Raw genomic sequence first — 22751 nt, forward strand, 5'->3', positions numbered from 1 at the left:
CAACCTCCCTGAACGTCCGCGCCAAGAGAAGGCAAAGACCGCGCCAGATGGCGCGCGGCGGCATGCGGCCGCAATGTGCCCCATGCGCTCGAGGGGATGGCAGAAACTGCGCACTCGGGCCTGGCGAGCCGTGGCAGTTCTTGCCACGTCGCCTGGCGTGGTGAGGTGGCGGGAGAGGCGACCTCGGGCAGCCGGCCGTGGCGCCTCCTGCTAGGATTAGCGCTTTCCGGGTGGGCATCGAGCGCCGCCTGACGCGCAGTGCAGGTCCAAGGAGCAGAGAGAGCATGGGGCGAGGAACTCGCGGCTGGCAGGTCATCGCGACAGGCCTGGCGTTCATCGTCGCGCCGTCGACGGCGTGGGGACAGGCAGCGGCACCGGCCGCGCCGGCTGCGGCGCAGGCGGTGGCCGCCCCGGCTCCGAAGGGCCTGGCGGCGCTTTCCACGTTGCGGTGGAGGAACGTGGGGCCCGCGCGTGGCGGGCGCTCGATCACGGCCGTCGGCAGCGTCGCCCGGCCGCAGGAGTACTACTTCGGGGCGACCGGCGGCGGCCTCTGGAAGACCACCGATGGCGGGCTCACCTGGAGTGCCGTCGGCGACGGGCAGTTCAAGACGTCGTCGGTCGGCGCGGTGGCCGTCGCGCCCTCGAATCCGGACGTGGTCTACGTCGGGTTCGGCGAGGTGCAGCTGCGCGGCAACATCATCCAGGGTGATGGCGTCTACCGGTCTGCTGACGCGGGCAAGACGTTCACGCATGTCGGGCTGCCTGCCACGCGTGCGATCGGGCGCATTCGCGTGCACCCGTCCAACCCCGATGTGGTCTGGGTCGCGGCGCTGGGCGAACCCTACGCGAAGACGCCCGATCGCGGCGTCTACAAGTCCACCGACGGCGGCAAGACGTGGACGAAGGTGCTGTTCCGCGACGAGGGCACCGGCGCGGTCGACCTGGTGATCGACCCGACCAATCCCGAGATTCTGTACGCGTCGCTGTGGGAGGTGTCGCGCACGCCGCACTCGCTCTCCAGCGGCGGCCCCGGGAGTGGGCTGTTCAAGTCGTTCGACGGCGGCAAGACGTGGACCGAGATCTCGCGCCGCCCCGGCCTGCCGACGGGGCTCCTCGGCAAGATCGGCGTCTCGGTGTCGGGCGCCGACGGCAATCGCGTGTACGCGATCGTCGAGGCCGCCGACGGTGGCCTGTTCTCGTCCGACGACGGCGGGCTCACCTGGCGGCGCGTGAGCGAGGACCGCAACATCCGGCAGCGCGCGTTCTACTACACGCGGGTCTACGCCGATCCCAAGGTGCGCGACACGGTCTACGTGCTCAACGTGGGCTTCCACCGGTCGGTCGATGGCGGCAAGACGTTCAAGCCGATCCGGGTGCCGCACGGCGACAACCACGACCTCTGGATCGCGCCCGACAACCCCCAGCGCATGGTGCAGGCCAACGACGGTGGCGCCAACGTCAGCACCAACGGGGGCCAGTCGTGGACGGGGCAGCAGTACGCGACCGCGCAGTTCTACAACGCGTTCACGACCAGCGACACGCCCTACATGATCTGCGGGGCGCAGCAGGACAACACGACGGCCTGCATCTCCAGCACCGGGCCGGCCTCCGACTTCTACCCGGTCGGCGGTGGCGAGAGCGGCTACATCGCGCAGTCGCCGACCAACCCCGACGAGTTCTTCGCCGGCAGCTACGGCGGCATGCTCACGCGCTTCAACCGCCGCACCAAGGTCAGCCGCGCGGTGAACATCTGGCCCGACAACCCGATGGGCTACTCGGCGGGCGACATCACCGAGCGCTTCCAGTGGACCTATCCGATCGTCTTCTCGCCGATCGAGAAGGGCGTGCTCTACGCCAGTTCGCAGCACATCTGGCGGAGCGTCACCAACGGCGACACGTGGGAGCGCATCAGCCCAGACCTGACCCGCCACGATCCCGCGACGCTCGGCCCGTCCGGTGGCCCGATCACGCTCGACCAGACCGGCGTCGAGACCTATGCGACCGTCTTCACGATCGCGCCCTCGCGACACGAGCGCGGGGTGATCTGGGCCGGCAGCGACGATGGCCTCGTGCACGTGACGCGCGATGGCGGCAAGTCGTGGAAGAACATCACCCCGAAGGGGCTGCCCGAGTTCGCCCGCGTCAGCCTGATCGAGGCGTCGCCGCACAAGCCCGGCACGGCGTACCTGGCGGCCAACCGCTACCAGAAGGCCGACCGCGCGGCGTACGTGTTCCGTACCGACGACTATGGCGCGTCGTGGACGCCGATCACCGGCGGCGTGCTCGACGGCGACTTCGCGCGGGTGATTCGTGAAGACACGGTGACGCCCGGGATGCTGTACCTCGGCACCGAGCAGGGCATCTACGTGTCGTACGACAACGGCGGCTCATGGACGTCGCTGCGCCTCAACCTGCCCGTGACGCCGGTCCACGGCATCGTCGTGCAGGGCAACGACCTCGTGATCGGCACGCACGGACGTGCGTTCTGGGTGCTCGACGACATCGCTGCGCTGCGCCAGTACACGCCGGGACTGACGTCGAAGCCGTTGCACGTCTTCACGCCTGGCGTCGCCACGCGACGTCTCGACATGACCCTGCCGGTCGACTACCTCCTCCAGGCGGAGGCCAAGACCGTGACCATCGAATTCCTCGACGCCCAGGGCAAGGTGCTGCGGACGGTGAAGAACGAACCGCCCAAGGCCGAGGCCGCTGGCGGAGGCGACGACGAGGAGGGCTTCGGCCCGCCGCCGGCGCGTGTCGCGACCAAGGCGGGCATGAATCGCTTCTCGTGGGACATGCGCATGCAGGCCGCACGGGATTTTCCCGGGCTGATCATGTGGGCCGGCCGGGTCGCTGGGCCGATCGTCGTGCCGGGCCGCTACCAGGCGCGCGTGACCGCCGACGGCCAGTCGCAGACGGTGCCGCTCGAGATCAAGGCCGATCCGCGCAGCCGCGCGACGATGGCCGACCTGCAGGCGCAGTACGCGCTGGCCGCGACGATCAACGGTGAGGTCAACGCCGCCAACGAGGCGGTGCTCCGCATCCGCCACATCAAGCGGCAGGTCGAGGAGCGAGTGAAGGCCAACGCCGACCTGAAGCCGGCCGGCGATGCCCTGCTGGCGGAGTTGACCGAGGTCGAGGGCGCGATCTACCAGTACCGGAACCGGAGCGGTCAGGATCCGCTCAACTTCCCGATCAAGCTGAACAACAAGCTCGCGGCGCTCCAGGGCGTGGTGGAAGGGGGCGACGGTGCCCCGACGGCCCAGAGCCTGAAGGTGCACGACGAGCTGTCGGGCCGGCTCACCAGGGAACTCGGGCGCGTCGACGCGCTCGTGGGCAAGGAGGTGGCTGCCTTCAACGCCACGTTGGCCGGCAAGGCCCTGCCGCCCGTCCTGACGACGGTGCCGACCCTCGAGGAGGTGGCGAAGATGGGCACCACGACGGCCGACCTCGAGGCCGCGGTCGCCAACGAGCGCACCAGCGCGCGGTTCTGGTGACGCCATGGTCCGCGCCACGCACTTCGTCGTGTCGGGCCGGGTGCAGGGCGTCGGGTTCCGCGCCTACGTGGCCGACGCGGCCCGGGCCGAGGGCCTCGACGGCTGGGTGAAGAACCTGCCCGACGGCTCGGTGGAGATCCAGGCCGAGGGCGACCTCGAGGCGCTGCGGCGCTTCGAGTGGCAGGTGTGGCAGGGGCCGCCCCTGTCGCGGGTGGACGAGGTGGCGACCGAGGACGTCGTGCCAGCGGGCGCGACGGGCTTCCGGATCGCCTGAGTACATGTAGCAATATTCTTACTCATCACATGACGACCGAGTTCCTGAAGGGCAAGATCCGCCACGTTCCCGACTTCCCGAAGCCGGGCATCCTGTTCTACGACATCACCACGCTGCTGCGCGACCCGGAGGGCCTGAAGGTCGCCCTCGACGCGATGGCGGCGCCCTTCGCCGATCACCGGGTCGATCTGGTCGTGGGGATGGAGAGTCGCGGGTTCATCTTCGGGGCGGCGCTGGCCGACCGCCTCGGGGCCGGGTTCGTGCCCGTGCGCAAGCCGGGCAAGCTGCCGGCGCAGAGCGTCCGCGTGTCGTACGACCTGGAGTACGGCTCGGACGCCCTCGAGATCCACGCCGATGCCATCACCGCAGGGCAGCGGGTGCTCATCGTCGACGACCTGCTCGCCACGGGGGGCACGGCGAGGGCCACGATCGATCTGGTCGGCGGCCTCGGCGCCGACATCGTGGCCTGTGCGTTCCTCGTCGAGCTCACGTTCCTCGGTGGCCGGCAGAAGCTCGGCGACACGCCGGTGCACGCCGTCCTCCCGTACGACGACTGACCGGCGCGGCGGCGGGTCCCCTTGCGCCTTGCTCAGGCATGGCACGGCAGTGCATCATGGCGGATGGTCCGGAGGAGCGCGGCCGCCCCGGCGGCGCGCGTGCTCGCGGGCCACGGGAGCGTGTAGCTCAGACGGATAGAGCGGCCGCCTCCTAAGCGGCAGGTCCCCGGTTCGACTCCGGGCACGCTCACCATCGGCCCAGCGGGACGGCTCGCGGGCCGGAAGACGCCATGAACAAGACCGAACGCGAACAACTCAAGCACAACGAAGCCGCCGACGCCCTCGTCGCCGCCAGCTCCTACCTGTCCCAGTACGGACGACTCGTGGGACTCGCGGCTGTCGCCGTCCTCCTGCTGGTCGGGAGTGTGGCCGGCTATCGGGCCTTCAAGGCTCGCACGGAGGAACGCGCCCAGACGCAGCTGGCCTCCGCCGTCGAGATCCTGAACGCCCCGGTGGCGCAGCCGCCAGCGCCGGGCATCGCGCCCGCGGCACCGGCCGCCGGGACCTACGCCTCGGAGGCGGCGCGCGCCGAGGCGGCGCTCAAGCAGCTCCTGGCGACCGCCGACGGGTTCGGCAGCACGGACGCCGGCATGCGGGCCCGCTACTACGCGGCCGCCCTGTACGCCGAGACGAACCGCGCCAAGGAGGCGGGCGACCTCTACACGCAGGTGCGCGACGCGGCGGGCGCCTCGACGCTGCTCGGGCGCATGGCCTCGCTCGGGCTTGCCTCGATGCAGGTCCGGCAGAAGCAGTTCGATCCCGCCATCAAGTCGCTGCAGGAACTGGCGCAGCGGCGCGATGGACCACTGCCTGTCGATGCCGTCCTCGTCCAGCTGGCCGAGGCCTACCAGCAGGCCGGCCGTGGCGCCGAAGCCTCGCAGACGCTGCAGCGGGTGATCGACGAGTTCCCCCAGAGCCCCTACGCCGCCGACGCCCGGCAGCGCGTGGAGGCCCTCCAGGCCACCGCCAAGGTCTCCTGAGTCCGTGAATCCCGCGCGCGCGCTCCAGACCGTCGCAGAGCTCGGGGCGCGCGCGCTGTCGTCCACTCCGGTGGGCGACCTGCTCGACGCCGGCATGCGGCTGGCGCGTGACGTCACCCAGAGCGACCACGCGGTCTTCTTCGAGGCGCCGGCAGGCGGGGATGCGCTCCTGATGCGCGCCGGTGTCGGCTGGCGTCCGGGGGTGATCGGTCGCGTGTCGCTCAGTACCGGCCAGGGCTCATTCGGCCGCTACATCCTCCAGCAGCCCACGCGTATCGTCGATGCGCTGCCGTCACATCCCGAGTTCGGGCTGCCGGCGGTGCTCCGCGACCACCTCGTCGAGTCGATGGCGTGTGTGCGTCTCGATGGCATCGGCCATCCGCTCGGTGTCGTGGCCGTGTTCAACGTCAACGACGGGCTGCCCAGCACCGAGCACCTCACCTTCCTGCAGGCGCTGGGCAACATCCTGGCCACCGCCGTCCTCCGGCAGGTCACCGAGGAAGGCCTGCTGCAGAGCCAGATCCGCCTCCAGAGCGTGCAGAAGATGGAGGCGATCGGTCGGCTGGCCGGCGGCATCGCGCACGACTTCAACAACCTCGTCCAGGCGATTGGCGGCTACACGGAGATCCTGCTGCGGCAGATCAAGGAGGACGACCCGCTCCGCCGCAGCGCCGAGGAGATCAAGAAGGCCGGCGATCGCGCCGCGGCCCTGACGCGCCAGTTGCTCGCGTTCAGCCGGCAGCAGGTGCTGCAGCCGTCGCTCCTCGACGTCAACCACATCGTCAATCACGTCGAGCAGTTGCTGACGCGCCTGATTGGCGAGGACATCGAGCTGCGGACGTACCTGTCGGACGACCTGTGGCCCGTCAAGGCCGACGCCGCCCAGCTCGAACAGGTGCTGATGAACCTCGCCGTCAACGCGCGCGACGCGATGAAGGACGGCGGCCTGCTCACCATCGAGACGGCCAACGTGGAGTACACGCGGTCGGAGGGCGAGCCGTTCGTGGTCGTGGCCGGTCCGTACGTGCTGCTGGCGGTCACCGACACCGGCACGGGCATGAACGCCGAGACCAAGGCGCGGGCCTTCGAGCCGTTCTTCACCACCAAGCCGCCGGGGCAGGGCACGGGCCTCGGACTCTCGATGGTGTACGGCATCGTCAAGCAGAGCGGCGGCTACATCTTCGTCGACAGCGAACTCGGTGCCGGCACGCGGATCCGCATCTACCTGCCGCGGGTGGACGACATGCCGCTGCCGCTCGAGCCGGAAACGCCCACGGCGGCCGAGCGGGTCCCGGCGTCGGCGGAGTTCGACGACGCGGCGGCGGCATCGGCGACGCTGCTGCTGGTCGAAGACGAGGAGGGCGTGCGCGAGCTCATCCACGAGTGGCTGGCGGGGCACGGTTTCTCGGTGCACTCGGCCGAGGACGGGCAGAGCGCGCTGCGCGTGGCCGAGTCGCTCGAGCAGGTCGACCTGCTGATTGCCGACGTGGTGATGCCCACGATGGGCGGGCCCGCGCTCGCCAAGCGGTTGCTGCAGGTGCGGCCGGACCTGAAGGTGATCTTCGTGTCGGGCTATGCCGACGAGGCCATCGGGGATCGGCGGATGCTCGAGAACGGCGCGAGCTTCCTCCAGAAGCCGTTCACCCTGGAAGATCTGCTGCTGAAGGTGCGCGAGGTGCTGGCCGACCGTCGGCCTAGCCGAGGGCCTGCCTCGCCGCGTTGAACAGGCCGGGCGCGCGGACATCGGTGCGCGCGAGCCACACGCCATCGAGTTCGAGGTAGGGGAAGACCGCGTCCTCGAGCACGCTGTCGCCTTCCGGCGCGCAGCCGAACCCATAGCGATGACTGAGGAGGTTGGCGGCGTAGCAGATCGCGGCCGCCTGCGGGTCCTGCGCCTCCTCGAAGGCGTGGTGGTGCTGCACGATGTCGCGCACCTCGTCGGGGACGTTCCAGAACCCGAGCGCGAGCGCGCCGCACAGGGCGTGGTGGTGCTTGACCGCCGCGGCCAGTTCGTCGGCGCGGATGACGGCGCCGTGCTTCTTCTGGTACTGGTGCGCCGTCTTCAGCACGACCAGCTTGCCGATGTCGTGGAGCAGGCCACACAGGAACGCTTCCTCGACGTCGGCGCGGGCGTGATCGGCCACCAGGTGCGCCACGTACGCGGTGCCCACCGCGTGCTCCATGAAGCTGTGCCCGTCGTGGCCGTAGACCTCGGGCGACTTGAACTGGGACTGCATCGAGACGGTCACGACCACGTTGCGGACGGTGCGCGTGCCGAGGCGCACGACGGCGTCCGACACCGACCGGAGCGGCGACATCGCGCCGTACAGCGCGGAATTGGCCATGCCGAGCACGCGGGTCGCCAGGACGGGGTCCTTGCTGACGACGGCGGCGAGGGTGGTAATCGTCACGTCCGGGTCGCCCACCAGGTGCAGCACGCGCTGCGCCTGATCGGGCAGCATCGGGATCGACAGGTCGTCAGGGCGCAGCCACGGGTGGTCGCTCGTGCGGAGCGACAGGGCGGCGCTGGCGGCCTCCGAGCCCGCGGGCAGCGTCATGCGCGACGCACCTTGGCGGTCGTGATGACCAGCTCCACGAAGATCTCGTGGTCGTGCATGCGGAACGGCAGCATGGTCCGCCGGCCATCGGTCAGCGGCGTCATGTAGAAGTCCGAGCCCATGGTGACCGTGGGGATCGAGATGGCCCAGGCGTCGCCCTCGGTGGCCATGCGGGTCCGGAACGACCCGGCGATCATGTTGGTGATCTCGCCGATGGCGTCGGCCACCTCCGGCTTGGATGGCTCGGCCTGGTCGTCGAGTCCGAGCAGCATCCTGGTGATGTAGCCGGCGCCGGCGAAGGTCGCGTAGAAGACGACGAGGCCGGAGCGCGATCCGCCGAAGCCGATCTGGCCGACGACGTTACTCTGCGGCCGCAGGGCGTCACCGACGAGCGGTGTGCCTTCGGCGAGGGGGGTACCCACCATGGTGCCGAACACGTCGATCGTGCACGCGCGGAGGGTCTCGATCATGGGGACTGTCGACTGTGGGTCGGCAGCGGCGGCCGGAGATGCCATGGTCCGCTCCTGGGTGGGCCTCAGTGGGCCAGCACCGCGTCGATCTTTTCCTTGATGGTTTCGGGGGTGAACGGCTTCACCACGTAGTTGTTGACCCCCGCCCGCAGCGCCTCGACGATGTCGTCCTTGGCGGCATTGGTGGTGACCATCAACACGGGCAACTTGTCCTTGCCGTCCATCGCCCGAAGGGCACGAATGAACTCGAGCCCGTTCATCTCGGGCATGTTCCAGTCCGTGATGACGAGATCGACGGGGCCTTCAGACACCCGAACGATGCCTTCGCGCCCGTTGCCGGCTTCCACGATGTCCGTGTAGCCGATCTTGTTGAGCGTGTTGATGATGATGCGTCGCATCGTCGACGAATCGTCTACCACGAGAAAGCGCATACGCCTCCGACTTGCTGGACCGGGATGAGCGGCCTGCCCATTCCCTGCTGCCTCATGGGCCTAATCGGCCCCACCCTCCGCTGGCTTGAGGTAGGATAACCGTCGCAAAGGAGCGACGTGTCCCCTTCCGAACCGCTGCCGGTGCCCTCAGAGGCCCTCGGCGCCCCCGCGCGCAACCTCGGTGCCGGCGACCTGGTGTTCGCCAACCGGCTGATCACGCTCGAGCTCGTGCTGCCCAACGTGACGCACGAGATCAACAACGCCCTCCAGGTCATCGGCGGCCTCGGCGAGATCCTCGCGACCAAGCCCGGCATCTCCGACGACGTCGCGCAGAAGCTGCAGCGCATCCACGGGCAGTCCGTGCGGTGCTCGGGACTGTTGCGGGAATTGCTGGCGTATGCGCGCCGCGACGAAGCCTCGCCGGTGACCGACGTGCCCCGCAGCCTGGATCGTGCCTTGAACCTCAGACGGTACCACCTGGCGCGAGGACGTATCACCGTGCACGTCGAGCCGGTCAGCGAGGGCGCGCACCTGGCGAAGATGGACTCGCAGCACTTCGAGCAGGTGGTGGTGAACCTGCTGATGAACGCCGAGCAGGCCCTGGCCGGGCGGCCCGAACCGGTGATTCGGCTGGCCTACGGACGAGACGGCAGCGACCTCGTGCTGCGCGTCATCGACAACGGGCCCGGCATCGACCCGACCCGGGAAGAAGAGTACTTCGCCCCCTTCATGACGACGCGGGCAGGGGCGGTGGGGCTCGGCCTCACGGCCAGCCGCGCCCTGGCGCAGGTGGCCGGCGGCAGCCTGCGGTTCTCGACCCCGTCGACCGTGGAACTGCGGGTGCCGGCGAAGTGACGCCGTCATGAAAAGAGCCGACTCGTGAGAGTCGGCTCTTTCCTCTGGTGGGTACCCGATCCCCGGTACCCGGTACCCGGATCCTACGCTGTCGCGCTGATGTCGTCGGGAGGCGTGGCGACGTTGAGCCGGTTCAGCTTGTCGATCAGCGTCGTGCGGCTCAGTTGCAGCAACCGCGCGGCCTGTCGCTTGTTGCCGCCGGTCTTCTCGAGGCACCGGACGATCAGCTCGCGTTCGAGCTGCGACACGACCTGCGTGAAGTTGATCCCCTCGTCGGGAATCGCCACCGTCGGCAGCAGCAGCGAGGCGGCCGGCGCCGAGATGTCCTCGGGCAGCGCGCGCGCCTGGATCTCGGTGTCCTGCCCGGTCATGGCGACCGCGTGCTCGATGGCGTTCTCGAGCTGGCGGATGTTGCCGGGCCAGCTGTAGTTCATCAGCGCCCGCATCGCATCCTGGGTCAGGGTGCGCGGCGGCAGGTTGTTGTTCCGGCAGGACTTCTGCACGAAGTGGCGGGCCAGCAGCGGCACGTCCTCCTTGCGGTCACGCAGGGGCGGGAGCGTGATCGGGATCACGTGCAGGCGGTAGTACAGGTCCTCGCGGAAGGTGCCGTCCTTGACCATCTTCTTCAGGTCGAGGTTGCTGGCCGCGATGATGCGGGCGTCGAACTTGATCGAGCGGCTCTCGCCGACGCGCTCGATTTCCTTCTCCTGCAGTGCGCGCAGCAGCTTGGCCTGCATCTGCAGGCTCATCAGCGCCACTTCGTCGATGAAGAGCGTGCCGCGATGCGCCAGTTCGAACCGGCCCACCCGGGCCTGGACGGCACCGGTGAACGCGCCCTTGGCGTGGCCGAACAGCTCGGCCTCGGCCAGCGGCTCGGGGATGGCGGCGGCGTTGAAGGCGACGAAGCGCTGGTCGGCGCGCGGGCTGTTGTGGTGAATCGTCCGCGCGATCAGTTCCTTGCCGGTGCCCGTCTCGCCCTGAATCAGCACGGTGCTGTTCATGGGCGTCACGAGTTCGAGCGTGGAGAACACGTGCCGCATCGCCGAGCTGTGTCCGATCACGCTGTCGTAGCGGTAGCGGTCACGCAACTGGGCGCGGAGGTCGGCGTTCTCCTCGCGCAGCCGGCGCTGCTCGAGCGACGTCGACAGGATGCGCGTGAGCTGGGACAGCTGGAACGGCTTGATCAGGAAGTCGATCGCCCCGCGTCGCATGGCCGACACGGCCTCGGCAACCCCGCCGAAGCCGGTGACCATCACGGCCAGGATGTCGGGGTAGCGCTGGACGGCGGCGTCGAGGACGTCGAGACCGTCGGCGTCCGGCAGGCGCAGGTCGATGACGATGGCGTCGTAGGCAAAGCCCTTGAGCCGGTCGAGGGCGTCGGCGCCGTCGGGACTCTGGGCCACCACGAAGCCTTGCTCGGTCAGGGATTCGGCGATGGTCTGGCGAAGCTCGGCTTCGTCCTCGACCACGAGTACCGATGGCTGGGGGCGGGCTGTCACAGGCACCTCCGTACCGGACACGACGTGGATGGCGCTGACGGTCGTCTGACCGTCAGTCGAGCGACCACACGGGCGACCCAGTATTGGGCTGAAGAGTGTCGCATGTCAAACAGCATTGTCGGTCGGCCGACAGGGTAACTGTATAGGCAGCGACGCTGAGGGCCCTGAGGTGGTCGGAGTTCCGTCAGTCCAGATTGGCACGGGTCTCGCCACACCCGATCCGGCGCGTCCTCGGGTAGGATGCACGCCGAGGGAGAACGTGGCGCAGCCCCAGGAGCGGCAGTCGGTACTGATCGTCGAGGACGAGGCGGACATCCGTGAGTTGCTCTCGGAGTACTTCCGTGCGCGCAACTGCGACACGGTGGGGGCGGCTGACGGCCGCGCCGCGTTGCTGGCGATCGAGCGGGAGCCCGACCGGTTTTCCCTGGTCATCACCGACCTGCACCTCCCCGGCGTCGACGGTCTGGCCGTCCTGCGGGCCGCCCGCGCGGCCAATCCGGGGTGCTATGTCGTCATCGTGACCGGGTTCGCGTCGCTGGATTCGGCCATTCAGGCCGTGAGGCTCGGCGCCTACGACTACCTGACCAAGCCGTTCTCGCTCGGCCAGATCGACGTCGTCCTGCAGCGCATCCACGACATCCAGGTCCTGCACGCCGAGAACAAGCGGCTGACCCGGCAGGTGTCCCAGAAGGACGCCGTGGACCTGCGGCAGGCACTGCTCATGCGGCTCGACAGCATCGAGACCCGCCTGAGCCGCATCGAGGCTGCCCTCCGCGCCCGCACCCTGTAGCGCCGGTCGGGCGGTCGTTCCCCTGACGGAGCGTCGGCGCTCCGACGCTCCTCGCACGCAGGCCCCTTCGCGGCCTCGCCAGAAACCCCCCGAAAACGCCACAAGTGCCTCCCGGTGACGGGCTGGCGTCGTTCTTGCTCTACGGCTGGGCGGGACGCGTCCGGACCGGTAATCGGTTGCAGCGATGCGGTCCTTGAATCCCGGACCCGCGATGCCGATCACCTTCCCGACCTCAGACGCGCAGACGATGAGCGCGCTCCGTCGCACCCTCAGCCTGGCGGCCGCCAAGCAGGTGGTGTCGGCGAGCAACCTCGCCAACCTGAGCACCCCGGGCTACAAGGCCCAGGAAGTCGACTTCGACGAGGCGCTCGACCAGCAGGTGGGGGGCGCCCGGCTGGCCGTGACCAATGGCAAGCATCTCGGCGGCGGGCCGGGGACGGCCAGCGGCGTGTCGACGAAGGAGACCGAGGACGCCGCCGCCCGGCGCGATGGCAACACCGTGCAGGTCGACCGGGAACTGCTGAACATGACGCGCGCCGCGGGGGAGTTCGCGCGCGCCCAGACCGCACTGGCCGCCAAGTTCCGGCTGGTGCGTTACGCCCTGAACGAGAGCCGGTAAGGGAGCACGCATGTCGACCCTCAACACCGCCGTCAGCGTCGCCGCGAGTGCCCTGTCCGCCGAGCGGACCCGCATCGAGGTCGCGGTCTCCAACCTCGCCAATGCCGAATCGACCCGCGGCCCGGACGGCAAGCCCTATCGCCGCCGCGACGTGGTCCTGTCGACCGCCCCCATGCAGAGCTTCGACAGTGCCCTCGGGCGCGCGTCGGCCACGGGCGTCGAGGTGTCGGCCATCGTCGAGGACACGTCGCGGCCGCGTCTCCGGTATGACCCCTCGCATCCTGACGCCAACAAGGACGGCTTCGTGGAACTGCCCAACGTGACTGCGGCCGAGGAGATGGTCGACATGGTCGGCGCCTCGCGGGCCTACCAGGCCAACCTCACCGCCATCGGCCTGATTCGCGATCTCACGTCGCGCGCGCTCGAACTCGGAAGGGGCTAGCCATGGCCATCGACGCCATCACCGCAAAGGTCATCACCGGGGTCGGCACCGGAGCCGCCTCGCCCGCATCCTCGCTCGCCGGCGACGGGGGCGAAGGGTTCGGCGCGGCGCTGTCGCGCCTGGTCGGGACGGTGGAGCAGAGCCAGGCGAGCGCCAACCAGGCCGTCAACGGCATGCTCGGCGGCCAGATCGACGTGCACGACGCGATGATCGCCCTTCAGCGGGCCGACCTCACGCTGCAGTTCGGGGTGCAGGTGCGCAACAAGCTGATGACCGCCTACCAGGAAATCATGCGCATGCCCGTCTAGGGCACGCCCTCCGCCGCTCAGAGAGTCAGGTTCCGCCGTGGCATTCCTACCCGTGCAGTGGCAGTCGGTGGTCGAGAGGAGCAAGGCCGTGCGCGCCTCGCTGTCGACCGGCCAGCTGGTCTCCCTCGTGGCCGTCTTCGTGGGCGTCCTCGCGCTCGTCATCGGTTCGGCGTGGTACCTGAATCGCACCGAGTACCGCGTCCTGTTCAGCGACCTGAACGGCGAGGAAGCCTCCAAGGTCGTCGAGCGCCTCACGGCCGACAACGTCGAGTACCAGCTCCGGGACGGCGGGCGGACGGTGCTCGTGCCCGTCGACAGCACCGACACCCTGCGGCTCCAGTTCGCCGGCGAGGGCATGCCCACCAGCGGCCGCATCGGCTTCGAGATCTTCGACAAGGTCGCCTTCGGCCAGACCGAGTTCCTCGAGCACGTGAACTACCGGCGCGCCCTCGAGGGCGAACTGGCCCGCACGATCGCCACGTTGTCGGAGGTCCAGTCGGCGCGCGTGCACATCGCGATGGCGAAGGAGTCGCTCTTCGGCGCCAAGGAGCAGGCGGCCAAGGCCTCGATCACGCTCACGCTGAAGAGCTCGCGCGCGCTGCCGACGCAGGCGGCGGCGTCGATCACCAACCTGGTGGCGGCCAGCGTCGAGGGGCTCCGGCCCGAGCAGGTCGTGATCATCGACAACTACGGTCGGCCCCTGGCGCGAGGGCAGATGAGCCCCGACTCGGGCGACATGGCCGGCGTGGACCTCGAGAAGCAGCAGAAGTACGAGCGTGACCTGGCCACCAATGTCGTCGCCCTGCTCGAGCCGGTCGTGGGCATCGAGCGCGTGCGCGCCAAGGTGAGCGTCCGGCTGCACGCGACGTCCGAGGAACAGACCAAGGAAGACTACAACCCGGAGCCGGTCATTCGCAGCAAGCAGGAGACCTACGAGGGGTCGCAGGCCGCCGTGGCTGCAGGCGTGGCCGGCGCGCGCGCCAACCTGCCGCCGCCCGTGGCGCCCGACGGCACGCCCGCTGCCACGACGCCGACGCCTGCCGTCACCACCAGCGGCCTGGCCAGGACGAGCAACCTCACCAACTACGAGATCTCCAAGACCGTCACGCACACCATCCGCCCGCGTGGGGAAGTGGCACGCGTCTCGGTGGCCGTGCTGGTCGACGACGAGCAGGTGTCCACGGTGGGCCAGGACGGCACCGTGACGACCAAGCGGAAGCCGCGCGACCCCGCCGCGATGCAGAAGCTCCAGAAGCTCGTGGCGGCCTCCATCGGCCTCGACACCCAGCGCGGCGACCTGGTGACGGTCGAGAACATCGCCTTCGAGGCGCCGATACCGGAGCCGGTCATCACGCCGACCCTGTGGCAGCGGGTGAGCGACCAGAGCAGCGGCGCCGTGCGCGTGGTCGCCATCCTGCTGATGGTCGCCATGGTGCTGCTCCTGGTCGTGCGGCCGGTCGTCGGCCGGCTCCTGACCGTGCCGGGCGTGCACGAGCATGCCACCGTCCACATGCCACAGCAGTTGCCCAAGACCATCGAGGAGATCGAGGGCGAGATCGAGGCGCAGCTCGACGCCACGCCCATCGAGGGTGACCGTCGGCAGCCGGTGCTGACGCGCCGCGTCGCCAACCTCGCGCACAAGGAACCGGAAAGCGCCGCCAAGCTCGTGCGCGGCTGGCTCGCCGAGAGCAAGGGAGCGCGGTCATGACGACGGCCCTGACCCCGCGGATGACCGACCTCAATGGCGTGCGCAAGGCCGCCATCCTCACGGTGCTGCTCGGCGAGAACGCCTCCGGCGAGCTCTTCAAGCACCTCAACGAGGACGAGATCGAGATGATCGCCCGGGAGGTGGCCCTGCTCGGCCCGGTGCCGGCCGCCACCGCCACCGAGGTGCTCGAGGAGTTCCACACGATGTGGAAGGCCGCCGAGTACGTCACCAAGGGCGGCGTCGACTACGCGTCCAAGCTGCTGGTGAAGTCGCTCGGCCCCGAGCTGGCCAAGCGGGTGCTCGACCGCGTGGTCAAGACCTCGCAGTCGTCGAGGGCCTTCACGGGCCTCGAGAAGGCCGATCCGCAGCAGCTCTCCAAGTTCATCCAGAGCGAGCACCCGCAGACCATCGCGCTGATCCTCGCGCACCTCAAGCCCGGGCCAGCGGCGCAGCTGATGCAGAGCCTGCCCGAGGACCTGCGCGTGGAAGTGGTGACGCGCATGGCCAACCTCGAGGAGATCTCGCCCGAGGTCATCTCGCGCATCTCGGCGGTGATCGAGCAGCGGCTCAAGTCCCTCGGCGCGAGCACGCACGAGTCGTACGGCGGCGTGCGCGCGGTGGCCGAGCTGTTGAACCGCATCGACCGCGGCATCAGCCAGCCGGTCCTCGAGGCGATCGAGGCCCAGGGCCCCGAGCTGGCCGTCTCGATCCGCCAACTCATGTTCGTGTTCGACGACCTGCTGCACGTGGACGACAACGCCCTCCGCGAGATCGTGCAGCGTGCCGACAAGAAGGTGCTGACCGTCGCGCTGAAGGGCACGTCGGAGGACATCCGCAACCGCTTCTTCCAGAACATGTCCAAGCGCGCCGTCGACATGATCAAGGAAGAGATCGAACTGCTCGGCGCCGTGCGACTCCGCGAAGTCGAGAAGGCGCAGCAGGAAGTCGTGGGCATCGCGCGCAAGCTCGAGGAGGAAGGACTGCTCCAGACGGGCGCCGCCGCGGGGGAGCCGTATGTCACTTAGGACGCGCCGCATCCGGAGCGATGCGCTGCCGGTCGAGCGCTTCGCCTGGAGTCCGACCGAGACCGGCGGGCGCCCGGCCACCTCCGGCAACGACATCTGGGCGCCGCTCGAGTCGATGCCGATCATGGGACAGCCGTCGGCGGGGCCGGTCGCGCCCGCCGCGCCCGAGCCGTTCCAGCCGACACCCGAGCAGCAGGCGCAACTGGCCGCGCTCGAACGCGAGGCCTTCACCAAGGGCTACGCCCAGGGCGAGCGCGCGGGCCTCGAGGCCGGCGGCAAGCGCGCCGAGGCGATGCTGCGCCGCCTGGCGCAGACCCTGGAAGAGCTCTCCAGCATGCGCGACAACATGGTGCGCCAGACCGAACGTGAGCTGGTGCAGTTGTCGGTGGCCATCGCACGCCGCATCCTGCAGCGCGAGGTGAGCGTCGATGGGGAGCTGACGGCTGCCCTGGCGCACATCGCGCTCGAGCGCCTCGGCGGCGCCACGCCCGCCACCGTGCGTCTCCATCCCGACGACTACACCGTCGTCACCTCTGGGCAGGTGACCCCGCTCAGCGGCCGCCATGTGGAGATCCTCCCGGATCCGTCCGTCTCACGCGGCGGGTGCCTGGTCGAGTCCGAGTTCGGCTTCATCAATGCCTCGGTGGACGCGCAGGTCGACGAAATCGCCCGCGCCGTGCTGGGCGAGCCCGTGGCAGCGCCGGTCAGCCGGCGTGGAGTGGCGTGATGCCCGTCATCGACTTTGCCAGCGGCTTCTCGCTCGCGCGCTATCGCGAGCAGATCGAGGCCGTCGATCCCCTGCCGATGGTCGGCCAGGTCGTGCGGACCGTCGGCCTCCTCGTGGAGTCCAAGGGGCCCCGCGTCCGGGTCGGCGAACTGTGCGAACTGCAGTCGCGCGACGGCGCCGCGCCGCTGCTGCTCGAGGTGGTGGGCTTCCGCGACAACCTGTTGCAGTCGGTGCCACTCGGCAGCACGACCGGTATCCGGCCCGGTGACCAGATCGTCTCGCGCGGGCGTCCCGCGTCCGTGCCGGTGGGGGAGGCCCTGCTCGGGCGCGTCATCGACGGCCTCTGCCGTCCCCTCGACGATCTCGGCCCGCTCGGCACGAGCGAGGTCGGACCGCTGCATCCGCCCCCCATGAACCCGCTGGCCCGTCAGCCCATCGAGCAGCCGATCGGCACGGGCGTGCGCGCGATCGATGCGTTGCTCACGGTCGGTCGCGGACAGCGCGTGGGCCTGTTCGGCGGCAGCGGCGTCGGCAAGAGCACCCTGCTCGGGATGATGGCGCGCGGGACCGGCGCCGACGTGGCGGTGATCGCGCTGGTGGGCGAGCGCGGCCGCGAGGTGCGCAGCTTCCTCGAGCACGACCTCGGTCCCGAAGGCCGCCGCCGCGCCGTGGTGGTCGTGTCGACCTCCGACAACCCGCCGCTCGTGCGGCTGCGCGCCGCGTATGCCGCCACCGCGATCGCCGAGTGGTTCCGCGATCAGGGCAAGAACGTCCTGCTCATGATGGATTCGGTGACGCGCTTCGCGATGGCGCAGCGCGAGGTCGGCCTCGCCGCCGGTGAGCCGCCGACCGCCAAGGGCTACCCGCCGTCGGTGTTCGGCCTGCTGCCGGGCCTGCTCGAGCGCGCGGGCAACGTCCAGGGCCGGGGCTCCATCACGGCCATCTACACGGTGCTCGTCGAGGGCGACGACACGAACGAGCCGGTGGCCGACAACGTCCGCGCCATCCTCGACGGCCACATCGTGCTGTCTCGCTCGCTCGGGGCGCGCAACCACTACCCGGCCATCGACGTACTGCCCAGCGTGAGCCGCACGATGCCTGACGTCACCACCAGCGACCACCGCCTGAAGGCGGGCCGCGTGCGTGACTGGATGTCACTGATCCGCGAGAACGAGGACCTGGTCTCGGTCGGCGCGTACGTCGCCGGCTCCAGTGCGCGCATCGACGATGCGCTGGCGCACCGCGAGGCCATCGACGCGTTCCTGCAGCAGCCGGCCGGCGATCTCGTCGACTACGAGTCGTCCATCGCGGAGCTCGAGGCGCTCTAGGCGTGACGCGCCGACGACGGCTGTCGCACGCCCGACACTTTGCGCAGCACCTGAGCCTTCTCACTCGACACAATCGGCATGTCTCGCTTCCGCTTTAGGCTCGAACCCGTCCTGCAGATGCGGCAGCGCGCCGAGGATCAGGCGCAGCAGGCCCTCGCACGCGCCGAACGGCAGCTCCAGGAGGCCGAACGCGGCCTCGCGCTGGCCGACAACCGTCTGCGCGACGCGTATGCGGCTGCCAACGACGCGGAGCGCGAGGGCGCCGACGTCGTGCGGCTGACGTGGCATCGAAATTGGATTGTCGTGAAGACACGGGATGTCGAGGCGGCTCGACTCGACGTCCGGGACCGGCTCGAGGTCCGGGAGCTCCGGCTCCGGCAGGTGCAGGAGGCGCGCAAGCAGCGCCTGGTCCTCGAGCGATTCAAGGATCGCGCGCAACACGCGTACGACACCGAAGTGGCCCGGCTGGAGATGCAGGCCATCGACGAACTGGCGACCATCAAGGCCGCGCGCAGGGCAGGAGACTTCCAGTGACCACATCGGCCATCGGCACCAACACCGCACAGGGCCTCGCGGCCACCGCCGCGCAAGCCACCACTCGCGCGACCGGCACCCGCGACCTCGGCCAGGACGCCTTCATGCGCTTGCTGACGACGCAGCTGCAGAACCAGGACCCCACCAAGCCGCAGGACAACGGGGAGTTCATCGCGCAGCTCGCGACCTTCAGCCAGCTCGAGAAGCTCACCACGATCTCGGACAAGCTCGATCAGATCGGCACCGCCCTCGGCGTCACGCTGACCGACCCGGCCACGTCGGGCGCCGGCAAGACGACCGGCGCGAGCGGCACCACCACCCCCAGCAGCACCGGCACCACCGGGACCAGCGCATCGACCAACGGAGGCAAGTGAAATGGCAGTCGGATCCTTTTCCGCCGGGTTGTCGGGCCTCAACGCCAACGGCACCTACCTCAGCGTGATTGGCAACAATCTCGCGAACATCAACACGATTGCCTACAAGAGCAGCACCGTCAGCTTCGCCGACCTGGTGAGCCAGAACGTCGGCAGTGGGAGCCTCAATCCGATGCAGGTTGGTCTCGGTGTGGTGACCGGCTCGATCTCCCCCGTGTTCAGCCAGGGCGCCATCGAGAACACCCGCGAAGCGACCAACGTCGCGATCCAGGGCGACGGGTTCTTCGTCGTCCGTGGTGAGGACGGCAATGCCTACACGCGCGCCGGCAACTTCAGCTTCAATGACGATGGCGAACTGGTGACCACCGACGGGTGGCGCGTGCAGGGCTACACCAACGTGGATCCGGCCACCGGCATCGTCAACACGACGGGCGGGCTCGGCGACATCGTCGTGCCGCAGGGCGTGCTGCGCCAGCCAGTGTCGACGACGACCATCAGGGCGCAGATCAACCTGGACGCCGGGGCCGAAGTGACCGGCGCGGCCAACTACACGGCGTCACTGCAGGTCTACGATGCCCTAGGCAGCCCGCATGTCGTGAGCATCGACTTCCAGAAGACCGGCCCCGGCGCCTGGACCTACACGGCGACGGTGCCGCAGGCCGACGTCAACGGGGCCGCAGGCCTCTTCCAGCTCGGGACCGGCGCGCTGACCTTCGACGGCACCGGCAAGCTCACTGCCCCGGCTGCCGACGTGGTCCTGAACGGACCGGCCGCGTGGGTCAACGGCGCTGCTGGCAACAACATCGTCTGGGACATCACCCCGCCGCCCGCCGCCGAGCCGGCGATCACCAACTACGCCAAGGCGTCGCAGATGGCGGCGCCCAATCAGAACGGGGCCCCGGCCGGAGAGGCCAGTTCGGTTTCGGTGACCGGCGACGGCACGATCATGGTCAAGTTCGGTGGCAAGGAAGTCGCGGTCGGGCAGGTCGCCCTGGCCAACTTCAACAACCCGAAGGGCCTGGCCAAGCTCGGGGCGAACCGGTACGGCGAAACCCAGGCCTCCGGTCTTCCCAACATCGGGACGGCTGGCACCGGTGGACGCGGCACGATGATCGGCAGCGCGATCGAGCAGTCCAACGTCGACATCGCGCAGGAGTTCACGCAGATGATCCTCGCCCAGCGCGGATACCAGGCGAACTCGCGGACGATCACCACCTCGGACGAAGTGCTCCAGGAAACCCTGCAGCTGAAGCGGTAGTGCCCTGACCACGCCGGGCGGCTCGTGCCGCCCGTGCGCCGTGCCCCGGAGCCGTCATGAGCCTCGTCCCGTTCGCCCCGTCCCCGTCCGCCGCCGCGCCGTCGGTCGTGGCTCGCCATTCCGCGTCGTCGCGTCCCCAGGCGGCCGGTTCGTCAGCTCTGGCGTCGACTCGCGGGCAGGGCATGACCCGCGACGCCGGGGCCACCGCCGCCACGGGCAAGGCGAAGAGCGGTTTCGCGGGCGCCCTGGCGGCCGCTCAGGATCAAGATCCCGAGACGGCGCCCCAGGCGCCTCGCGAGACGCCCTCGGCCCGGGTCGCTGCCGGCGCGGACACGGCAACCGCGCCGCGGACGGCCGACGACGCCGATGAGATCCCCGTCCTGGTGAACGACCTGTTCCCGGCGCCCCCCACCGACCCCCCGACTCCCTGGCTGTTGCTCGCCCTGGCGGTGGGAGGCTGGTCGGACGCTGCAGCGCCTACCGAGACGGTGCAGGCCGAGGCGGCCCCGGACGGCGCGGCGAACCTCGTGTCGCCCTTGCTCGACGCGGGCCCGGCGACCACGCTCATTGCGGTCCCGCCTGTCCAGGCGGCTGCGGCCGCGGAGCCGTCTCTGGCTCCTGTGAACCAGACGGTGCCGGTGTTCCTGGCGCAGCAGGCGACGACGCCGGTGGCGACGAGCGTGCCAGCCACGACACCTTCGGAGCCGGTGCTTCCCGGCTCGGCCACGCCGACGCCGTCGGGGCTGGCAACTGCCGCGCCTCCAGTGGCGCGCGCCGCAGGTGGCGCGTCAGCACTCGAGCCCGCGGTGTCGGGCGCCGCCATCGACATCGGGGAGGCGCCGCCGCCCGTGGAGGGCAGCGCGGGCGAGGTCGTCCCGGCCCCGCCGACCGAGGAAGGCCTGACGTCGTTGCTGCCCGACCTGGCCCGATGGCGAGCCGCGCGGCGTGGGGCGGGAGAGGCTGGCGAACTCTCGCTTCCGGCGATCGCGTCGGATCGGCAGCCGGGGCAGGTGCCCGTCGTCGCCCCCGGCCCGGCGGTGAGCCGCCTCGCACAGGCCCTGGGCCGTGTCGGCGACAGGCCGGCCGAGGTCCCGGCGGTGGCCGTCGGGACAGGGACGGCCATGCCGGTCACGGCTGCCGACCCGACCGGACCGCCCGCGCCAGTGGCCTCCGGCGGTGCCCGGGCGGCTGAGGCGCTCCTGCGGCTGTCTCAGGCCGCCACCCCGGGGGGCCGCAAGGGGCTCGACGCCGGCGCCGGTGCCGCGGCGTTCGCGCACATGCTCTCGACCGCCATGCCGTCCCCGACCGAGGCGGCTGCCGCTCCGGTCGCGCCGCCGATGCCTCCGCTGCCCGCCACGACGGGCGAGCATGTGCTGGCGCAGGTCGTGTCGTCGCTGAGGCTGCAGTGGAAGGACGGCGTCGGTGAGGCGAAGCTGCACCTGCGTCCTGATGCGCTGGGCCACGTGAGCGTCGCCCTGAAGGTCGAGGGTGGCGCGGTGACCGCCGTGGTGAAGGCCGAGAACCCCCAGGTGCAGGAGTGGATCCTCCAGCACCAGCCCTCGCTGCGCCAGCAGCTGGAGGCGGCCGGTCTCCATCTGGACGAACTCGTCGTCTCCCCCGACGACCAGCGGCAGTCGAAGGAGCACGGCGGCCGGGACGCCGAGGACCCCCCGCAGCGTCGCTCACCGCGGCGCACGGACGACTCGCGCCTCGACGGCCCCCGGTTCGAGACCCTGCTCTAGCGGGCGGTGGTGTCGTCTCACCGTCACTCCCGCCGGGAGAACGGCGGCCACCCGGCCGCGCCCGGCGGGCCAGTTCCAGCAAATCGGCGGATTTCGGCGCTTCTTTAATCGCTTCGGCGACCGAGGGCGTTGCGCGCTCGCGGCATCACCCTTGCTCCTTCCTCAGGCGACCGCCAGAGGGCGGACGCAGGAGTGTCCATGAGCAAAGCCGCGAAGTCCGATGATGCCCCCAAGAAGAAGGGCAAGCTCCCCCTGATCCTCGGCCTGGTCGTCCTTCTCGCCGGGGGCGGCGGGGGCGGCTACTGGTGGTTCGCCAAGCAGAAGGCCGTCGCCGCGGCCGAAGCCGAGGACGGCGGCCATGGCAAGGCCAAGTCCAAGGCCAAGAAGAGCGACCACGCCGCCGACAGCCACGACGAGGAAGAGGTGCCTGAGGGTGGGGCGCTCCTCCCGCTCGACGTCTTCACCGTGAACCTCGCCGACACCGAGACACAGCGATTTCTCCGCACGAACGTGCAGCTGGTGATCGACGCCGACGAGGCCGCGCTCAAGCATATCGAGGAGGAGAAGCTCCCGGTCGCCCGCGCCCGGTCGGTGGTCCTCGACCTGCTGTCGTCCAAGACGTCGGCCGAGATCGCCACGGCCGAGGGCAAGGCCGCCCTCAAGAAGGAGATCGCCGAGAAGGCGACCAAGGCCGTCCACCACGAGGTGCTCGATGTCCTCTTCTCCGACTTCGTCATCCAGTACTGACCTGTCGCTGCCGCCGGCGTTGGCCAGC

Annotated in this window: 23 protein-coding genes and 1 tRNA gene; 20 read left to right on the forward strand and 4 right to left on the reverse strand. The window is 69.9% G+C overall.

Annotated elements, in window-relative coordinates:
• Nucleotides 1–284: 284 nt before the first annotated feature.
• From ACIRDX_RS00775 to ACIRDX_RS00800, 6 genes are all read left to right on the forward strand, one after another.
• Nucleotides 285–3497: a WD40/YVTN/BNR-like repeat-containing protein gene (locus ACIRDX_RS00775; protein ID WP_396623487.1), complete on the forward strand. Its 3213-nt coding sequence runs from the start codon at nucleotides 285–287 to the stop codon at nucleotides 3495–3497.
• Between the two features lie 4 nt (nucleotides 3498–3501).
• Nucleotides 3502–3771, forward strand: coding sequence for an acylphosphatase (locus tag ACIRDX_RS00780; protein ID WP_396623488.1), 270 nt, complete (start codon nucleotides 3502–3504; stop codon nucleotides 3769–3771).
• 29 nt (nucleotides 3772–3800) lie between these two features.
• Nucleotides 3801–4328 carry an adenine phosphoribosyltransferase gene (locus ACIRDX_RS00785; RefSeq protein WP_396623489.1) on the forward strand — a complete coding sequence of 176 codons (528 nt, stop codon included), beginning with the start codon at nucleotides 3801–3803 and terminating at the stop codon, nucleotides 4326–4328.
• A 116-nt stretch (nucleotides 4329–4444) separates the two neighbouring features.
• Nucleotides 4445–4521, forward strand: a tRNA-Arg gene (locus ACIRDX_RS00790).
• Between the two features lie 37 nt (nucleotides 4522–4558).
• Nucleotides 4559–5308, forward strand: a complete 750-nt coding sequence (locus ACIRDX_RS00795; RefSeq protein WP_396623490.1) for a tol-pal system YbgF family protein — start codon at nucleotides 4559–4561, stop codon at nucleotides 5306–5308.
• A gap of 4 nt (nucleotides 5309–5312) precedes the next feature.
• A complete protein-coding gene (locus tag ACIRDX_RS00800; RefSeq protein ID WP_396623491.1) occupies nucleotides 5313–7031 on the forward strand; it encodes a response regulator in 1719 nt (572 codons plus the stop codon).
• On the opposite strand, the gene ACIRDX_RS00805 is transcribed toward ACIRDX_RS00800, so the two are convergent.
• The 3 genes from ACIRDX_RS00805 to ACIRDX_RS00815 form a co-directional block, all read right to left on the reverse strand.
• A complete protein-coding gene (locus ACIRDX_RS00805) occupies nucleotides 7003–7866 on the reverse strand; it encodes an HDOD domain-containing protein (protein ID WP_396623492.1) in 864 nt (287 codons plus the stop codon). The genes ACIRDX_RS00800 and ACIRDX_RS00805 overlap by 29 nt on opposite strands.
• Nucleotides 7863–8336, reverse strand: coding sequence for a chemotaxis protein CheX (locus ACIRDX_RS00810; protein WP_396623493.1), 474 nt, complete (start codon nucleotides 8334–8336; stop codon nucleotides 7863–7865). The genes ACIRDX_RS00805 and ACIRDX_RS00810 overlap by 4 nt, the downstream gene beginning before the upstream one ends.
• 65 nt (nucleotides 8337–8401) lie before the next feature.
• Nucleotides 8402–8767, reverse strand: coding sequence for a response regulator (locus tag ACIRDX_RS00815; RefSeq protein WP_396623494.1), 366 nt, complete (start codon nucleotides 8765–8767; stop codon nucleotides 8402–8404).
• A gap of 117 nt (nucleotides 8768–8884) precedes the next feature.
• Between ACIRDX_RS00815 and ACIRDX_RS00820 the strand changes: the two genes are divergently transcribed.
• Complete coding sequence (locus tag ACIRDX_RS00820) at nucleotides 8885–9622, forward strand: sensor histidine kinase (RefSeq protein ID WP_396623495.1); 738 nt, start codon at nucleotides 8885–8887, stop codon at nucleotides 9620–9622.
• Nucleotides 9623–9705: 83 nt separating this feature from the next.
• Here ACIRDX_RS00820 and ACIRDX_RS00825 read toward each other — a convergent pair whose 3' ends face one another.
• Nucleotides 9706–11121 carry a sigma-54-dependent transcriptional regulator gene (locus ACIRDX_RS00825; protein WP_396623496.1) on the reverse strand — a complete coding sequence of 472 codons (1416 nt, stop codon included), beginning with the start codon at nucleotides 11119–11121 and terminating at the stop codon, nucleotides 9706–9708.
• A 259-nt stretch (nucleotides 11122–11380) separates the two neighbouring features.
• Between ACIRDX_RS00825 and ACIRDX_RS00830 the strand changes: the two genes are divergently transcribed.
• From ACIRDX_RS00830 to fliL, 13 genes are all read left to right on the forward strand, one after another.
• Nucleotides 11381–11911: a response regulator gene (locus tag ACIRDX_RS00830; RefSeq protein ID WP_396623497.1), complete on the forward strand. Its 531-nt coding sequence runs from the start codon at nucleotides 11381–11383 to the stop codon at nucleotides 11909–11911.
• A 211-nt stretch (nucleotides 11912–12122) separates the two neighbouring features.
• Nucleotides 12123–12530: a flagellar basal body rod protein FlgB gene (gene flgB, locus ACIRDX_RS00835; RefSeq protein ID WP_396623498.1), complete on the forward strand. Its 408-nt coding sequence runs from the start codon at nucleotides 12123–12125 to the stop codon at nucleotides 12528–12530.
• A 10-nt stretch (nucleotides 12531–12540) separates the two neighbouring features.
• Nucleotides 12541–12972 carry a flagellar basal body rod protein FlgC gene (gene flgC, locus ACIRDX_RS00840; protein ID WP_396623499.1) on the forward strand — a complete coding sequence of 144 codons (432 nt, stop codon included), beginning with the start codon at nucleotides 12541–12543 and terminating at the stop codon, nucleotides 12970–12972.
• A gap of 2 nt (nucleotides 12973–12974) precedes the next feature.
• The gene (gene fliE, locus ACIRDX_RS00845; RefSeq protein ID WP_396623500.1) at nucleotides 12975–13280 is read left to right on the forward strand and encodes a flagellar hook-basal body complex protein FliE; all 306 of its coding nucleotides are present in this window, start codon (nucleotides 12975–12977) and stop codon (nucleotides 13278–13280) included.
• 37 nt (nucleotides 13281–13317) lie between these two features.
• Nucleotides 13318–14988: a flagellar basal-body MS-ring/collar protein FliF gene (fliF, locus tag ACIRDX_RS00850; RefSeq protein ID WP_396623501.1), complete on the forward strand. Its 1671-nt coding sequence runs from the start codon at nucleotides 13318–13320 to the stop codon at nucleotides 14986–14988.
• Entirely contained in the window at nucleotides 14985–16013 is a 1029-nt protein-coding gene (fliG, locus tag ACIRDX_RS00855) for a flagellar motor switch protein FliG (RefSeq protein ID WP_396623502.1), read from the forward strand. Before fliF ends, fliG begins: the two co-directional genes overlap by 4 nt.
• A complete protein-coding gene (locus tag ACIRDX_RS00860) occupies nucleotides 16003–16740 on the forward strand; it encodes a FliH/SctL family protein (RefSeq protein ID WP_396623503.1) in 738 nt (245 codons plus the stop codon). Before fliG ends, ACIRDX_RS00860 begins: the two co-directional genes overlap by 11 nt.
• Nucleotides 16740–18068: a FliI/YscN family ATPase gene (locus tag ACIRDX_RS00865; protein WP_396623504.1), complete on the forward strand. Its 1329-nt coding sequence runs from the start codon at nucleotides 16740–16742 to the stop codon at nucleotides 18066–18068. Before ACIRDX_RS00860 ends, ACIRDX_RS00865 begins: the two co-directional genes overlap by 1 nt.
• 78 nt (nucleotides 18069–18146) lie before the next feature.
• Entirely contained in the window at nucleotides 18147–18602 is a 456-nt protein-coding gene (locus tag ACIRDX_RS00870) for a flagellar export protein FliJ (RefSeq protein WP_396623505.1), read from the forward strand.
• On the forward strand, nucleotides 18599–18976 hold the full coding sequence (locus ACIRDX_RS00875; protein ID WP_396623506.1) for a flagellar hook assembly protein FlgD: 378 nt from the start codon (nucleotides 18599–18601) through the stop codon (nucleotides 18974–18976). Before ACIRDX_RS00870 ends, ACIRDX_RS00875 begins: the two co-directional genes overlap by 4 nt.
• Nucleotide 18977: 1 nt before the next feature.
• Nucleotides 18978–20234, forward strand: a complete 1257-nt coding sequence (locus ACIRDX_RS00880) for a flagellar hook protein FlgE (protein ID WP_396623507.1) — start codon at nucleotides 18978–18980, stop codon at nucleotides 20232–20234.
• A gap of 182 nt (nucleotides 20235–20416) precedes the next feature.
• A complete protein-coding gene (locus ACIRDX_RS00885; RefSeq protein WP_396623508.1) occupies nucleotides 20417–21976 on the forward strand; it encodes a flagellar hook-length control protein FliK in 1560 nt (519 codons plus the stop codon).
• A 198-nt stretch (nucleotides 21977–22174) separates the two neighbouring features.
• Complete coding sequence (gene fliL, locus ACIRDX_RS00890) at nucleotides 22175–22723, forward strand: flagellar basal body-associated protein FliL (RefSeq protein ID WP_396623509.1); 549 nt, start codon at nucleotides 22175–22177, stop codon at nucleotides 22721–22723.
• The last annotated feature ends 28 nt before the right edge of the window (nucleotides 22724–22751 follow it).

The organism is Luteitalea sp. (assembly GCF_044337415.1).
Classification (GTDB): Bacteria; Acidobacteriota; Vicinamibacteria; order Vicinamibacterales; family Vicinamibacteraceae; genus Luteitalea.

What these genes read in the sequence shown, in the direction of transcription:
- ACIRDX_RS00780 (WP_396623488.1), top strand. Translation starts at nt 3,502, where the DNA reads ATGGTCCGCGCCACGCACTTCGTCGTGTCGGGCCGGGTGCAGGGCGTC.
- ACIRDX_RS00795 (WP_396623490.1), top strand. Translation starts at nt 4,559, where the DNA reads ATGAACAAGACCGAACGCGAACAACTCAAGCACAACGAAGCCGCCGAC.
- ACIRDX_RS00880 (WP_396623507.1), top strand. Translation starts at nt 18,978, where the DNA reads ATGGCAGTCGGATCCTTTTCCGCCGGGTTGTCGGGCCTCAACGCCAAC.
- ACIRDX_RS00865 (WP_396623504.1), top strand. Translation starts at nt 16,740, where the DNA reads ATGCCCGTCATCGACTTTGCCAGCGGCTTCTCGCTCGCGCGCTATCGC.
- ACIRDX_RS00860 (WP_396623503.1), top strand. Translation starts at nt 16,003, where the DNA reads ATGTCACTTAGGACGCGCCGCATCCGGAGCGATGCGCTGCCGGTCGAG.
- fliL (WP_396623509.1), top strand. Translation starts at nt 22,175, where the DNA reads ATGAGCAAAGCCGCGAAGTCCGATGATGCCCCCAAGAAGAAGGGCAAG.
- fliG (WP_396623502.1), top strand. Translation starts at nt 14,985, where the DNA reads ATGACGACGGCCCTGACCCCGCGGATGACCGACCTCAATGGCGTGCGC.
- fliE (WP_396623500.1), top strand. Translation starts at nt 12,975, where the DNA reads ATGGCCATCGACGCCATCACCGCAAAGGTCATCACCGGGGTCGGCACC.
- ACIRDX_RS00805 (WP_396623492.1), bottom strand. Translation starts at nt 7,866, where the DNA reads ATGACGCTGCCCGCGGGCTCGGAGGCCGCCAGCGCCGCCCTGTCGCTC.
- flgC (WP_396623499.1), top strand. Translation starts at nt 12,541, where the DNA reads ATGTCGACCCTCAACACCGCCGTCAGCGTCGCCGCGAGTGCCCTGTCC.
- ACIRDX_RS00810 (WP_396623493.1), bottom strand. Translation starts at nt 8,336, where the DNA reads ATGATCGAGACCCTCCGCGCGTGCACGATCGACGTGTTCGGCACCATG.
- ACIRDX_RS00785 (WP_396623489.1), top strand. Translation starts at nt 3,801, where the DNA reads ATGACGACCGAGTTCCTGAAGGGCAAGATCCGCCACGTTCCCGACTTC.
- flgB (WP_396623498.1), top strand. Translation starts at nt 12,123, where the DNA reads ATGCCGATCACCTTCCCGACCTCAGACGCGCAGACGATGAGCGCGCTC.
- ACIRDX_RS00870 (WP_396623505.1), top strand. Translation starts at nt 18,147, where the DNA reads ATGTCTCGCTTCCGCTTTAGGCTCGAACCCGTCCTGCAGATGCGGCAG.
- ACIRDX_RS00815 (WP_396623494.1), bottom strand. Translation starts at nt 8,767, where the DNA reads ATGCGCTTTCTCGTGGTAGACGATTCGTCGACGATGCGACGCATCATC.
- ACIRDX_RS00885 (WP_396623508.1), top strand. Translation starts at nt 20,417, where the DNA reads ATGACCCGCGACGCCGGGGCCACCGCCGCCACGGGCAAGGCGAAGAGC.
- ACIRDX_RS00775 (WP_396623487.1), top strand. Translation starts at nt 285, where the DNA reads ATGGGGCGAGGAACTCGCGGCTGGCAGGTCATCGCGACAGGCCTGGCG.